The 14,358-nt window shown below is 40.7% G+C and carries 12 protein-coding genes; 11 read left to right on the forward strand and 1 reads right to left on the reverse strand.

Annotated features, from left to right (window positions below):
- Window positions 1-3: 3 nt before the first annotated feature.
- The 11 genes from PGRAN_RS03300 to PGRAN_RS03350 all read left to right on the forward strand — a co-directional run bounded on the left by PGRAN_RS03300 (window position 4) and on the right by PGRAN_RS03350 (window position 13,700).
- On the forward strand, window positions 4-501 hold the full coding sequence (locus tag PGRAN_RS03300) for a GNAT family N-acetyltransferase (protein WP_036065012.1): 498 nt from the start codon (window positions 4-6) through the stop codon (window positions 499-501).
- A gap of 78 nt (window positions 502-579) precedes the next feature.
- Window positions 580-1,380, forward strand: a complete 801-nt coding sequence (locus tag PGRAN_RS03305) for a TIGR00282 family metallophosphoesterase (RefSeq protein ID WP_036065014.1) — start codon at window positions 580-582, stop codon at window positions 1,378-1,380.
- Entirely contained in the window at window positions 1,380-1,754 is a 375-nt protein-coding gene (locus PGRAN_RS03310; protein WP_376699082.1) for a YlbF/YmcA family competence regulator, read from the forward strand. The genes PGRAN_RS03305 and PGRAN_RS03310 overlap by 1 nt, the downstream gene beginning before the upstream one ends.
- Window positions 1,755-1,895: 141 nt before the next feature.
- Window positions 1,896-4,487 carry a DNA mismatch repair protein MutS gene (gene mutS, locus PGRAN_RS03315; RefSeq protein ID WP_036065288.1) on the forward strand — a complete coding sequence of 864 codons (2,592 nt, stop codon included), beginning with the start codon at window positions 1,896-1,898 and terminating at the stop codon, window positions 4,485-4,487.
- A gap of 18 nt (window positions 4,488-4,505) precedes the next feature.
- On the forward strand, window positions 4,506-6,365 hold the full coding sequence (gene mutL / locus PGRAN_RS03320) for a DNA mismatch repair endonuclease MutL (protein ID WP_036065017.1): 1,860 nt from the start codon (window positions 4,506-4,508) through the stop codon (window positions 6,363-6,365).
- Between the two features lie 43 nt (window positions 6,366-6,408).
- Complete coding sequence (locus PGRAN_RS03325; RefSeq protein ID WP_036065020.1) at window positions 6,409-6,933, forward strand: glycerol-3-phosphate responsive antiterminator; 525 nt, start codon at window positions 6,409-6,411, stop codon at window positions 6,931-6,933.
- Window positions 6,934-6,945: 12 nt separating this feature from the next.
- Window positions 6,946-7,794, forward strand: a complete 849-nt coding sequence (locus PGRAN_RS03330) for a ribokinase (RefSeq protein ID WP_036065022.1) — start codon at window positions 6,946-6,948, stop codon at window positions 7,792-7,794.
- A gap of 398 nt (window positions 7,795-8,192) precedes the next feature.
- The gene (pflB, locus tag PGRAN_RS03335; RefSeq protein ID WP_036065025.1) at window positions 8,193-10,424 is read left to right on the forward strand and encodes a formate C-acetyltransferase; all 2,232 of its coding nucleotides are present in this window, start codon (window positions 8,193-8,195) and stop codon (window positions 10,422-10,424) included.
- 99 nt (window positions 10,425-10,523) lie between these two features.
- Window positions 10,524-11,270 (forward strand): pyruvate formate-lyase-activating protein, encoded by a 747-nt coding sequence (gene pflA, locus PGRAN_RS03340; protein WP_036065028.1) that lies wholly within the window; start codon window positions 10,524-10,526, stop codon window positions 11,268-11,270.
- 167 nt (window positions 11,271-11,437) lie between these two features.
- A complete protein-coding gene (locus PGRAN_RS03345) occupies window positions 11,438-12,322 on the forward strand; it encodes a polysaccharide deacetylase family protein (protein ID WP_051998400.1) in 885 nt (294 codons plus the stop codon).
- A gap of 451 nt (window positions 12,323-12,773) precedes the next feature.
- Entirely contained in the window at window positions 12,774-13,700 is a 927-nt protein-coding gene (locus tag PGRAN_RS03350; RefSeq protein WP_036065031.1) for an ETX/MTX2 family pore-forming toxin, read from the forward strand.
- 336 nt (window positions 13,701-14,036) lie between these two features.
- Here PGRAN_RS03350 and PGRAN_RS03355 read toward each other — a convergent pair whose 3' ends face one another.
- Window positions 14,037-14,315 (reverse strand): methyltransferase domain-containing protein, encoded by a 279-nt coding sequence (locus PGRAN_RS03355; RefSeq protein ID WP_077914568.1) that lies wholly within the window; start codon window positions 14,313-14,315, stop codon window positions 14,037-14,039.
- Between the last annotated feature and the right edge of the window lie 43 nt (window positions 14,316-14,358).

Here is a 14,358-nt window from a genome sequence, read left to right on the forward strand (position 1 = left end):
ATGATGACAAAATGGGAAATCAGAAATTTTCAAAAAAATAATTATTCCGACATCGCACGCATTTACCAAACAGGCATTGACGGGAAAAATGCAACGTTTCAAAAAGAAGTTCCAACTTTTGCGGTATGGGATCAGAAGTATTTGGACGCTTGTCGTTTTGTCGTAGTAGAAGATAGCGTAACAATAGGCTGGGCAGCATTATTGGCGTTTTCAGCAATGCCTTCCTATCGTGGCGTTGCAGAACTAAGCATTTATATCGATCCGACAGCCGCTGGAAAAGGAATTGGAACGGCATTGATGGCACATATGATTAGCGAAAGCGAAAAAGCAGGATTCTGGACGCTACAATCATTGATTTTTCCAGAAAACACGGCTAGTATCGCGTTACATAAAAAATTCGGATTTAAAACGCTTTGTATCCATGAAAAACTCGGCGAAATGGATGGCATTTTCCGGGATGTGGCTTTATTGGAACGAAGAAGCCAACTGGTCGGGAAATAATATACTTAAAATAGTACGGGTATTTTTTAGTGTTTCGCGGTATAATGAACACATATAGAGATAGTGAGGAGCAAAACGATGGAATTATTATTTATTGGGGATGTTGTGGGGTCTATCGGTCGCGATATGATTACGGAATATTTACCACAGCTAAAAAAAGCGTACCGTCCGACAGTAACTGTCATTAACGGGGAAAATGCTGCGGCAGGACGTGGAATTACAGAGAAAATTTACAAACAGTTTTTAGAACAAGGTGCGAATGCGGTCACGCTTGGGAATCATGCCTGGGATAACCGCGATATTTTTGAATTTATTGATGATGCGAAGTATTTGGTGCGACCGGCGAATTTTCCGGAAGAAACGACGCCAGGTACAGGGCTTGTTTTTATTAAGAGTAACCAGTTGGAAGTGGCAGTTATCAACATGCAGGGTCGTGTTTTTATGTCGGACCTAGATGATCCATTCCGCAAAATGGACGAGCTGATTGCCGAAGCATCCGAACGTACGAATATTATCTTTGTCGATTTTCACGCGGAGACGACGAGCGAGAAACAAGCGATGGGTTGGTATGTCGATGGTCGCGTCACGGCGATTGTTGGTACGCATACGCACGTGCAAACGTCGGATAATCGGATTTTGCCACAAGGAACGGCCTATTTGACCGATGTCGGTATGACAGGACCGTATGACGGTATTTTAGGTATGGATAAAGAGGCCAGTTTGCGTCGTTTCTTAACAGCGATGCCTTCTCGGTTTGAAGTTCCAAAGACTGGCCGCGCTGTTTTATCAGGTTGCATGATTAGCATTCATGACACGACGGGCCGTGCGACGAAAATCGAGCGAATTTTGATTAATGAAGATCATCCATTCACGCTTTGATGAAGGAGGTACCTATTTTGACCTATCAAAAAGAAGATATCATCGCCAAGGCGCGCGAGTTAAAAGACGCCCTTCAAAAAACAGAAGCCGTGGAATTTTACCGTGCTGCCGAAGCGAAGATTAATACGAATCAAAAAGTAGCTGCGAAGGTGGGCGACATCAAGAAATTGCAAAAAGAGGCTGTTAACCTAGAGCATTATCAAAAATTCGGAGCGGTAAAGAAAACAGAAAATGATATTGATGCTTTGACAGCGGAGATTGATCACTTGCCGATCGTGCAGGAATTTAGACGTTCACAGGAAGAGGCGAATGATTTGCTACAATCGATTACGCGGGAGATTAGCGACAAAGTCACTTCTGAGCTACAAAAATAAGAGATAACGATGCAGCGTGCTTTTAAAGCATTGCATCGTTTCTTTGTATCTGAACCGGGCTTTTCTTCATGATTTTACTCTATTGTGCTATAATAATAAGACAAAATAACTTTTAAACAAAGAGAAAAAGGGTTGATTGGAATGGCAGTAGAAGTTACGCCGATGATGAAGCAGTACTTAGCAATCAAAGAAAATTATAAAGATGCATTTTTGTTTTTCCGATTGGGAGACTTTTATGAAATGTTTTTTGAAGATGCGATTCAGGCATCACAGATTTTGGAGATAACGTTGACGGCACGTGCTGGGAACTCGGATAACCCGATTCCGATGTGTGGCGTTCCGTACCATTCGGCCGCGGGTTATATTGATACGCTGATCGATAAAGGTTACAAGGTCGCGATTTGTGAGCAAGTGGAAGATGCCAAATTTGCAAAAGGTATGGTGAAACGGGAAGTAGTGCAGTTAATTTCTCCGGGAACGATGATGGAAGCAAAGGGCTTGAAGGAAAAGGAAAACAATTTTATTGCGGCTGTCTTTCAACACGAGGAGAAGGAGTACGGATTTGCGTATTGTGATCTTTCAACGGGAGAGCTGAAATCGACAGTGCTTCCCATGGGTGAGGACCGACTCATCAATGAATTGACGACGCTATCTGCGAAGGAAATGGTGGTTGGCATTGAGTTTAGTGAGGCGTTTCCAGAGGCTGTTCGTGAGCAGTTAGGGTTATTCATTTCGTATGAGAACAATAATGAATTACCTGATGGATACCATGCGCTTGTAACGAACACGATTCATCCGATTGAGAAGAAAGCAATTGCCAAGTTGCTAAACTATTTTATCGATACGCAAAAACGGGATTTGTCGCATTTGCAGAAAACAGTGCATTACGAGACCAGCCAGTATATGAAAATGGACTATTATTCAAAGCGAAACTTGGAATTGTCTGAGTCGATTCGTGGAAAAGGAAAGCAGGGCACATTGCTTTGGTTGCTTGATCAGACAAAAACTGCGATGGGTGGGCGTTTGCTGAAGCAGTGGATCGATCGTCCGTTAATTCATTTAGATGAGATTGAGGCGCGACAGGAGGATGTCAACAGCTTTATTAACCATTATTTCGAACGCATGGAACTGATGGAGCAGTTGAAACAGGTATATGATTTGGAACGTTTGGCGGGACGCGTGGCTTATGGTAATGTGAATGCGCGCGATTTGATGCAATTGAAGCACTCGTTATATCAGGTTCCGCTGTTGAAAGAGACGTTGAAATCGATGAATCGACCGAATTTGACGCGGATTATTGATGCCATTGATCCGTGTGGGACGCTGGCCGATGTTTTAGAGCGAGCCATTAATACATCACCTCCGATTTCCATTCGAGAAGGTGGCATTATTAAAGACGGGTATAACGAGGAGCTGGATACATATCGTGATGCCAGTCGTAACGGGAAAACGTGGATTGCGGAATTGGAGCGTCAAGAGCGCGAGTTAACGGGGATTAGATCGCTGAAAGTTGGTTTTAACCGCGTGTTTGGCTATTATATCGAGGTTACGAAAGCGAACATTGCTGCTCTGCCGGAAAATCGTTATGAGCGCAAACAGACTTTGACCAATGCCGAGCGCTATATCACACCTGAGTTGAAGGAGAAAGAGCGCCTCATTTTAGATGCCGAGGAAAAAAGTATCGAACTTGAGTATTCATTATTTATTGCGGTTCGAGAAACGGTCAAGCAATACATCGAACGTCTCCAAAAGTTAGCGAAAGTCATCAGCGAAATCGATTGCTTGCAAAGCTTTGCTAATATTAGTGAGAACAATCATTTTGTAAAGCCAATCATGAATAAAACGGGTGACTTGGAGATCATTCAAGGACGCCACCCAGTTGTGGAGAAAGTGATGGGCACGCAGAGCTACGTTGCGAACGATTGCGTGATGAATGACTCGCGTGGTATGTTGCTAATCACGGGGCCAAATATGTCTGGTAAGAGTACGTACATGCGTCAAATTGCGCTAACGGCGATCATGGCGCAAGTCGGTTGCTATATCCCAGCAGAACAAGCAATATTGCCTATTTTCGATCAAATTTTCACACGGATTGGTGCAGCGGATGACTTGATTGCTGGGCAGAGTACGTTTATGGTGGAAATGCTCGAAGCGCGTAATGCGATTGTGAATGCCACTGCGAACAGTCTTATTTTGTTTGATGAAATTGGGCGTGGGACGGCGACGTATGATGGTATGGCACTGGCCCAAGCGATTATTGAATATATTCATGAAGAGGTGCACGCTAAAACCCTGTTCTCGACGCATTACCACGAGCTGACGATTTTAGATGAGACCTTACCACAGATGCATAATGTCCATGTGAGCGCGGTAGAAGAGGATGGTAAAGTGGTCTTTCTCCATAAAATTGAAAACGGCCCTGCGGATAAGAGCTACGGTATTCATGTGGCTGAGCTCGCTAATTTACCGCAAAAGTTGATCGGTCGAGCACGCCATATTTTGGAACAGTTGGAGAGTTCGGAGGATAAAATTATCGTACCAGATCAGGCTGTCAGTGTCCCAGATATCCGAGAAGAGGTGCAGCTCTCGATGTTTCCGATTGAAGAAAAGACGGTTCGCACAAAACAAGAACAAACATTGATCAAGCTCCTTAAAAATATCGATTTGATGCATATGACGCCGATGGATGCGATGTCAACGCTTTATGATCTACAGAAAAAAGCAAAGGAATAGGAAGGCAGGTGGATCAGGATGCCTAAAATTATCGAATTAACCGATGCACTATCCAATAAAATCGCGGCGGGGGAAGTGGTGGAACGCCCAGCTTCTGTCGTGAAAGAACTTGTCGAAAATGCGATTGATGCGAAAAGCACTGTGATTGATGTCCTCGTTGAAGAAGGTGGGCTAAACAAGATTACAATCATTGATAATGGTGTAGGCATCCCTTCGGAAGAGGTTTCTGTGGCTTTTAAACGCCATGCAACGAGCAAGATTAAGAATGAACATGATTTGTTTCGTGTACACACGCTCGGTTTTCGCGGTGAGGCTTTGCCAAGTATTGCGTCGGTGTCGTATTTAGAAATGACGACGGCAACCGGTGATGGTGCTGGGACGAAGATTACGGTCGAAGGCGGTAAGGAAGTCGAGAAGCAGAGTGCTCAAGCCAGAAAGGGTACAGAAATTCAAGTGTCGAATCTGTTTTTCAATACACCGGCCAGGTTGAAATACTTGAAGAGTTTGCATACGGAACTTGGTAATATTACAGATATTATGAATCGGTTAGCCTTGTCGCATCCAGAAATCAGTTTCCTTTTTTCGCATAATGGGAAGAGTTTGTTGAAAACCAATGGAAACGGTGATTTACAGCAAGTGATGGCATCGATATACGGTTTGGCCGTTGCGAAAAAAATGATTCCAATTCAAGCGGAGTCGCTAGATTTCAAATTAACGGGTTACGCAGCGCTACCAGAGGTGAATCGCTCTAACCGAAATTATATTTCAACGATCGTGAATGGTCGCTTTATTAAAAACTACGCGTTAGTTCGCGCCATACAAGAGGGCTATCATACGTTGCTACCGATTGGACGTTTTCCAATTTTAGTATTACAAATTGAGATGGATCCGCTGATTGTGGATGTGAATGTGCATCCTGCAAAATTAGAAGTACGCTTGAGTAAAGAAGCAGAACTTGGTCAATTTATTGCGAGCACGTTGAAAGCGACTTTTCATAAAGAACAGCTGATTCCGGATGCCGCCCCTTCGAAACGACAAAAACTTGCTTCCGAGCAATTAGCGATGAATTTTGACGGTAGGCAAGAGGAGGCGCCTGATACTGATACTATGTCTGAGCAAACGGCGCCAGCGTATCAACCGACATATTCGACAGCGCCGAAATCAGCCGAAGAGCTACCAACAAGTGACGCGCTACCAGAGGAACCTCCACTTTTTATTAATGAAACGTTTGCAGAATATGATGTTACGAAGCCTGTCGTGCACACCGAATATGAAGCACCTGCTAGATCTAAGGAACGCATGCCAAAAATGTATCCTGTCGGTCAAGTTCACGCAACCTATATCGTGGCTCAAAACGAAATGGGGATGTATCTGATCGATCAGCATGCCGCGCAAGAACGCATTAAATATGAATTTTACCGCGAAAAAATTGGAGAAGTTGATCGAGAGTTGCAACAATTACTCGTTCCGATCGTGCTTGATTTCTCGACGGATGAATTTATTAAGTTACGCGATCAAAAAGCAAAACTTGAAGAAGTCGGTGTTTTCTTAGAGATTTTTGGACAAAATAGTTTTATTATCCGAGAGCATCCGACTTGGTTGCCCAAAGGAGAAGAAGAAAGTACGTTGCGAGATATTTTAGACGAGGCGCTCCATAAACCGCAGATCAGCATTCATAAACTACGAGAAGACGCGGCTATTATGATGAGTTGCAAGAAATCGATTAAGGCGAATCATTATTTAACGCAGGAGGATATGGAGACGTTGCTAGACACTTTGCGTGAAGCAAGTGATCCCTTTACATGCCCACATGGCCGACCTGTGATCATCCAGTATTCGACATACGAACTCGAAAAAATGTTTAAACGCATCATGTAATTTTTAAAGGAGCGAAAAAAAATGCCGTTTAAATGGTCAAACGATTATACCTGCTGCACATAATCATCGTGATGTGGAGAAAATTCTGAAGCTGGATGCAGAATATATGGTGATGTTAGAAACACAAGTCGGACAACTGAAGTCGCTCGTCCAATTGGCAGCTTCGGGAGGCAAAAAAGTGATTTTGCATGCCGATTTGATTCATGGCTTGAAAAACGATGAATATGCTGTGGATTTTCTTTGTCAGGATGTCCGCCCGGCTGGAATTATCTCCACGCGTGGCAACGTTATTTTAAAAGCAAAGCAACACAAAGTACTCGCGATTCAAAGGCTTTTCATGCTGGATTCGAGCGCTTTTACAAAAGGTACCGCACTCGTTCAAAAAGTCCAACCAGATTACATCGAATTATTACCAGGTATTTTGCCAACGATGGTGGAAAAGATGACGGAACTACTTCATATTCCAGTTATCGCGGGTGGATTAATTACGACGCAAATACAAATCGATGAAATTTTGGCAGCAAATGCTACAGCTATCACGACATCTCAAAAATCACTTTGGAAATGAGGGATTAGCAAGATGGGGAAAATTGTTGTTATTGGGAGTATTAATATGGATATCGCTACAGAGCTATCCGAAATGCCGCAAATAGGTGAGACGGTGAAAGGGAACGCTGCGGTGATATCACCAGGTGGTAAGGGCGCCAATCAAGCGGTTGCTGCAGCAAAGCTCGGCGGGGATGTCATGATGGTCGGCATGATTGGAAATGATGCTTTTGGAGCAGATGCGCTGGCTAATTTAAATTCCGTTTGCATTGACGTCACGCATGTTCGAAGTATCGATGCTACGACAGGACTGGCGATGATTTTGCGGGAGCGTGGAGATAATCGGATTATCGTTGCTCCTGGCGCTAATCACGCTTGGCCAAGCGATCTGCCATTAACAGAGATCATTTCAGAAGCATCAATCGTTCTACTGCAAAATGAGATTCCATTTCCAATCATTGAAAAAGTGGTCGATATAGCAGCGCGCTACCATGTTCCAACTATCTTTGATCCCGCACCTGTGGACCATTTCCCAGTATCATTTTTGCGAAAGATCACGTATTTGACACCAAATGAAAGTGAATCCAAGCAACTACCGGACGATATGCTCCATGGAAAAACAGAAGCTTTGCTCGTAACGCTAGGAAAAGAGGGCGTTCAGCTCTGTTTGCCCCATGAAAAAGTAACGATTCCAGCCGTTCCGGTGGATGTAAAAGATTCTACTGGCGCTGGAGATACGTTCAATGGTGCCTTTGCTGTTGCGATTACATCAGGAAAATCATTGCAAGAAGCTGTTCGTTTCGCAAATAAAGCCGCAGCGATTAGTACAACAAAAATAGGCGCACAATCAGGAATGCCAATATTAACTGATATAGAAAGCTAATCTCGAAAAGGGGTTAGCTTTTCTTCGTTTGTAACAGTTTATGTAAAGTCATTGTGTCCCAATGTTTAGCGATTTGATACAGAATCAGAAGAAATATATCTGTATTATAACAGAAATAACGATTCTCAATAGTACAGGAATATTATTGTATTGCATATAAATTATTTTCTAACTTATTTAAGAATAATGATAATCTAGAAAATATGTGATACCAATGACTTAGCGCTAAAAAAAGAATGAAAGCACTTTATTATATTGGGAAAACGATGAAATTTTTATGTGAAAACTGTAGCATTATTTTTAATTTGTGGTATGATAACAGTATAGAAGTTACTTGGGTAGCTTTGCTCAGCTTTTAACGCTCATAAATGAACAATAAAACGTAGGAGGTTTCCGTGATGAAAGAACAATGGTTTGAATTTACAGGTGGTAACTGGGAAAATGAAATTGATGTAAGAGACTTTATTATGAAGAACTACAGATTGTATGAAGGTGATGACACTTTCCTAGTAGGTCCTACAAATGCAACATCGCAATTATGGGATCAAGTTATGGATTTAACAAAGCAAGAACGGGAGAATGGTGGCGTACTGGATATGGATACAAAAATCGTATCAACGATCACTTCGCACAATCCTGGATACTTAAATAAAGATTTAGAAACAGTAGTGGGCGTGCAAACAGACGTACCGTTTAAACGCTCATTACAACCTTTCGGCGGAATCCGTATGGCAGAGCTAGCGTGTGAAGCATACGGCTATGAAGTCGACAAAGAGATTTCAAGCATTTTCAGAGATTGGCGCAAAACGCATAACCAAGGTGTTTTTGATGCCTATAATGACGAAATGCGTGCCGCTCGTAAATCTGGTGTCATTACAGGACTTCCAGATGCATACGGACGTGGACGCATCATCGGTGACTACCGTCGTGTCGCTTTATACGGTGTAGATCGTCTAATTGAAGACAAGAAGAAAGACCTGAAGAATACAGGACTTCGCACAATGAGTGATGATATTATTCGTTTACGCGAGGAACTAAATGAACAAATCCGCGCATTGGGTGAGTTGAAACAACTTGGAGCGCAACACGGTTTTGATATTTCGAAACCAGCAACAACAGCGCAAGAAGCTTTCCAATGGTTATACTTCGGCTATCTTGCAGCAATCAAAGAGCAAAATGGTGCTGCCATGAGCTTAGGCCGTACATCAACATTTCTTGATATCTTCGTAGAACGCGATCTTCGCAACGGTACACTAACAGAAGTGGAAGCACAAGAAATCGTGGATCACTTTATCATGAAACTACGTCTTGTAAAATTCGCTCGTACACCAGACTATAACGAATTATTCTCTGGAGATCCAACATGGGTAACAGAATCAATTGGTGGTATTTCAGAAGATGGGCTACCGCTTGTAACGAAAAACTCTTTCCGTTTCTTACACACCCTAAACAACTTAGGACCAGCTCCTGAACCAAACTTAACCGTACTTTGGTCGACACAATTACCATCAGGATTCAAGAAATTCTGTGCTAAAATGTCTATCAAAACCAGTGCTATCCAATATGAAAACGACGATGTTATGCGTCCTAAATGGGGCGATGACTACGGAATCGCATGCTGTGTATCCGCAATGCGTATTGGTAAACAAATGCAATTCTTTGGCGCGCGTGCCAACCTTGCGAAAACATTGCTTTACGCGATTAATGGTGGTATAGATGAGAAATCAAAAGCACAAGTTGGTCCAGCATTCCAAGCCATTACTTCCGAAGTATTAGATTACGAAGAAGTTATGGTGAAATATGATGAAATGATGGAATGGATTGCCGAGTTGTATCTCAATACATTAAACGTTATCCATTACATGCATGATAAATATGCGTATGAACGTTTGGAAATGGCGTTACATGATACACACGTGTTACGTACGATGGCTACAGGTATTGCCGGACTTTCCGTTGCAGCCGATTCCTTGAGTGCGATCAAATATGCACAAGTAAAACCAATCCGCGATGAAAATGGTATTGCGGTTGATTTTGAAATCATCGGTGACTATCCTAAATACGGAAACAACGATGATCGTGTGGATCAAATCGCTGTGGACCTTCTAAAAGCGTTCATGACGAAAGTAAGAAAACATAAAACATACCGTGATTCCGTTCATACAACATCTGTTCTTACCATTACATCGAACGTTGTATATGGTAAGAAAACTGGTAACACACCCGATGGACGCCGCGCTGGCGAACCTTTCGCACCAGGGGCAAATCCAATGCATGGTCGTGATACAAAAGGTGCCCTAGCATCACTTTCATCGGTTGCGAAACTTCCGTACGAATATGGTCAAGATGGAATTTCTAACACCTTCTCCATTGTACCAAAAGCGTTAGGCCGCGAAGATGAGTCGCAAATCAATAACTTAGTAGCCATGCTTGATGGTTACTCCACAAAAATGGGCCATCATTTAAATATCAACGTCTTCAACCGTGACACATTGCTTGATGCCATGGATCATCCAGAAGAATATCCGCAATTAACGATTCGTGTATCTGGTTACGCTGTTAATTTCATTAAACTGACGCGTGAACAACAATTAGATGTCATCCATCGTACCATGCACGAATCTATGTAAGTTAGCGAAACGAGAAGCGAGGAAATAATAATAGGGATTGTGCTAGTTACAATCCCTATCTGTTGTAAGGTAGTCAATCACGAAAGGAAGAGAAGTACAATGTCTGAAGTTATTGGTCGAGTTCATTCCGTAGAAACAATGGGGACTGTTGACGGTCCTGGGATTCGTTTTATTGTTTTTATGCAAGGTTGTTTGTTGCGTTGCCAATTTTGTCATAATCCGGATACTTGGAAGATTGGAATTGGGGAGGAAAGAACTGCACAGGACGTTTTTGAGGAAGCTTATAAGTATAAGGCTTTCATGGATGCTTCAGGCGGAGGTATTACTGTCAGCGGTGGAGAACCATTGCTACAAGTAGACTTCTTAATTGAACTCTTTACTCTTTGTCAAAAAGCAGGAATCCATACTACTATCGATTCTTGTGGTGGTTGCTTTACAAGAGATCCTGAATTTATCGCAAAGCTAGATCGCTTAATGAAAGTAACAGATTTGATTTTGCTGGACATTAAACAGATTGATCCTGCGAAGCATTTGAAATTAACGACGCGTCCAAATGCTCCAATTCTTGATTTTGCACAGTATTTAGCAGATAAAGAACAACCGATTTGGATACGCCACGTATTAATTCCAACAAAAACAGATGATCCGGATGATCTTACTAAATTACATGCGTTCATCACGGCGCTTCCCAATGTGGAAAGAGTAGAGGTACTGCCTTATCATACGATGGGCGTCTACAAATGGGAGAACCTTGGAATCAGATATCCTTTAGAAGGTATTGAAGCCCCTGAAGATGATGTGATAGATATGGCAAATCGTATTTTAGAAACTCAAAAATATAATTAAAAAACAAAAGCGGCGTAAATAACATTTTGCGTCGTTTTATTACTTTTAAATTACAAAAAAGTCTATTATATTTCAAAAAATGATATTTAAGACAGATAATGCTTGAATTATCATGAAAATTATGTTTAAATTGTTATAGTAGAGGAATAAAAAGGAGGCAGTAAGCAATGAGACAAAGTAGAAGGTCGCAAGCAAAAAACATCCAGTCGTCAAAGTTGAAGTGGCTCATCGCTATCATCGCAGCGACAGTTGTGTTGACAATTGGGGGGTTAGTTGTCACCAATAATTTATTTACACAAAGCGCCTCATCTAAAGAATTACTGGTACTAAAAGCAGAAGCCGTTTCTGTGCAACATTGGAAGGTGCCAGCGAAGAAACAACCAATTAGTGCAGCTCCAAAAGACCCACCTGGTCCAGCGCAAGGCAAAAAAGTCGTTTATTTAACGTTTGATGATGGACCGAGTGCTTACTTAAAGCAGTTTTTAGAGATACTTGAGAAAGAAAAAGCGCCTTCTTCATTTTTCTTTGTGGGAAATGAATTTCCGAATAGTGATAAGGCAACCTTCCAACGAATGGTTAGTAGTGGATTTGTGATTGGTTTACATAGCTACACACATGACGCTAAGCAGCTATATCGTAAGAAAAATCCTACATTTATTAGTGAAATGAGCCGTGAGCGAGATAAATTTGAAGAATTGAGTGGCATCCGCACGAATTTAATACGTGCACCTTATGGCAGTACGTATTTGACAAAACAGCAAGTTGAACAAACGAAACAGAATGGTTTCCGATTGGTTGATTGGAATATTGATAGTAATGACTGGCGCTATAGCTCAGGTAACTCTGGTGCGGTGTATCAGAACGTACTATCACAAGTTAATGCTTATGCTGGTAGCAATGAGCCGCTAGTTATTCTATTCCATGAACGTAAAAATACACTAGAAGCATTACCGAAAATTATTAAAATGTTACGTGAGAAAGGATATGTATTCCAAGCATATCACGAAAACGAGACTTTACACGAAAATTTTCACAAAGACCCTAATTTATGATTTGTAAAAAACATGATTTGCCTTTAAAATAAGGGAATCATGTTTTTTTATGGCATTTAGGAGGATATAAAGCTTCTTATTGGAGTAGCAGTCGGAATTTGACATTTTTGTACGGTAGACGTTTTTTAGTTGAATGGCTTAAAATCCTTTAGTTGTATCCATTTACAAACGATACACTGACTCTTTCTCATTGTTAAAGAGCAAAAGAGGGTGCCGCTTTAAAACTTAAACTTTTAATGTACCTCGTAAAAGTTCCTTTTCAGGATGGCATACATGGGATAATTTGTGCAAGTGAATATAGCCATTATTTTCAAAATTAATCCACCCAAAAACGGCATATAAATGTAACAATTCTGTGTTACTCTTTTAAAGTAGTTATCAATACTTTTCTTTCTACAATTTTGAACTTAGTATTTATAAATCGCTAAAATACATGCAAGAGGAGGATTTTATGAAAAAATTAATTATACTTCTATTTGTTTTCTGCGGATATACGATAGGGATAACTTCATTTTCTAATACTGCCAGTGCAAGTAGCGAATTGACACCTGCACTAACAAAAATTGATTGGATTGGAAATACGTACTACAAGAATGTCCTTGAGCATGGAAATATTAAAAGATTGAAATATAATACTTTTAATACTGATTTATTTAATGTATCGGGTACAAAAAATGGCGAGCCGATTAGAACTGATATAGAGCCAATTTATTTCGGAGAAACAAGTAAGGGACTGGTTAATAATACTGATGAAGAACAAACGTTTAGTGTGCCTTCTTTTAGTAAATCTGTTGCTTATTCAAAGTCAACGTCAATCTCAAAAAATGCTAGTTTTGGCTTGGGTAAAGTTGAGATTCCTTTACTTAATGAGCTTTCTGCCACAGTTAATACGTCAAGCACCGATACCAATACAGAAACAGAGACAGTCACAGTTACTTCACCTTCACAGTCAGTAAAAGTACCCGCGCACAAGACTTATGGAGTGAAAGTATATTTAAATAGAATTAAATATACAGGCCAATTTAAATTGAAGGCTTCGACATGGAGAAATTATGAAGAAATAACTGCTACAGTGGTAAGAAGAGTTCCTACGGGACATCACACAGGATATCTAGATGAAAAAATTACTTATCCGATTGATTACGCATATTACAAAAATACTGCTAACTTTAAAGAAAATGGAGTAAACTATTCATCAAACTCAACTAGTTTAGAAGATGCTCAAGAAAAATATAAAAATGGAACATTGCGTACAACACTTTCACTTGAAGGTGACGGCGAGTATACAATTGAAAATGGAACTGATTTTCATGTAGTAATTTATGATATGAGTAACAATAGAACCATAAAACAATATGACAAATCAATTATTGAGTGAAATAGGAACATGCGAAAAGTTTCTGTATAAAAACGAATGCTAAATTTGAAAATTAAACTCAGCATTCGAGAGTGTAAAAAAACTGCATAAATAATGAACCTAGGAGGAACTTTCATGGGAACGCCCGTTTTTCTTACTTCAGATCAAAATTTAGATTTGATATCTATGCGCTGCTGCCGTTTTTACCGTACGTTACCCCTTATTATTCAATAATAACTTCCTATAATATATATTATGTAAACTAAAAAACGATAAAAGAAGTAAGGAGCAATTGGCTCGCTCTCCTTACTTCTTTATCCACTCACATATGATGCTATCAAGTCTTTAAAGTGGCAATTAAAATAGCAGCATTGTTTCATATTTTTTAGCTGTCCAAAGACGAAATTTCATTAAACGCATTACTCCATTTAATATCGCAGAAATAATTCCTTGTTTTTTAGGGATCGGAACTTCTTTATAGCTTAAATTAGATGCGTCTTGGATAGTAAAATTAAGATTTTCTGGTTTTTCTTTTGCACGGGCAATCATTTCTGCTGAAAAATCACTTGCTCCCAGTGAATGACAAAATTGGGCCAAGTTTAACGCCAAAGACCCTGTGCCAGCGCCAAGTTCCAGTCAGGATTGGATCTGCGGTAGCGTCCTTTATCGAAACTTTTAG

It is taken from the genome of Listeria grandensis FSL F6-0971 (assembly GCF_000525835.1).
In the GTDB taxonomy this organism is placed as follows: domain Bacteria; phylum Bacillota; class Bacilli; order Lactobacillales; family Listeriaceae; genus Listeria_A; species Listeria_A grandensis.

Bases quoted from the DNA above. Each gene is read 5' to 3' on its own strand.
- PGRAN_RS03300 (WP_036065012.1), top strand. From the start codon at position 4: ATGACAAAATGGGAAATCAGAAATTTTCAAAAAAATAATTATTCCGAC.
- PGRAN_RS03330 (WP_036065022.1), top strand. From the start codon at position 6,946: ATGGGGAAAATTGTTGTTATTGGGAGTATTAATATGGATATCGCTACA.
- pflA (WP_036065028.1), top strand. From the start codon at position 10,524: ATGTCTGAAGTTATTGGTCGAGTTCATTCCGTAGAAACAATGGGGACT.
- PGRAN_RS03350 (WP_036065031.1), top strand. From the start codon at position 12,774: ATGAAAAAATTAATTATACTTCTATTTGTTTTCTGCGGATATACGATA.
- mutL (WP_036065017.1), top strand. From the start codon at position 4,506: ATGCCTAAAATTATCGAATTAACCGATGCACTATCCAATAAAATCGCG.
- pflB (WP_036065025.1), top strand. From the start codon at position 8,193: ATGAAAGAACAATGGTTTGAATTTACAGGTGGTAACTGGGAAAATGAA.
- mutS (WP_036065288.1), top strand. From the start codon at position 1,896: ATGGCAGTAGAAGTTACGCCGATGATGAAGCAGTACTTAGCAATCAAA.
- PGRAN_RS03310 (WP_376699082.1), top strand. From the start codon at position 1,380: ATGAAGGAGGTACCTATTTTGACCTATCAAAAAGAAGATATCATCGCC.
- PGRAN_RS03345 (WP_051998400.1), top strand. From the start codon at position 11,438: ATGAGACAAAGTAGAAGGTCGCAAGCAAAAAACATCCAGTCGTCAAAG.
- PGRAN_RS03305 (WP_036065014.1), top strand. From the start codon at position 580: ATGGAATTATTATTTATTGGGGATGTTGTGGGGTCTATCGGTCGCGAT.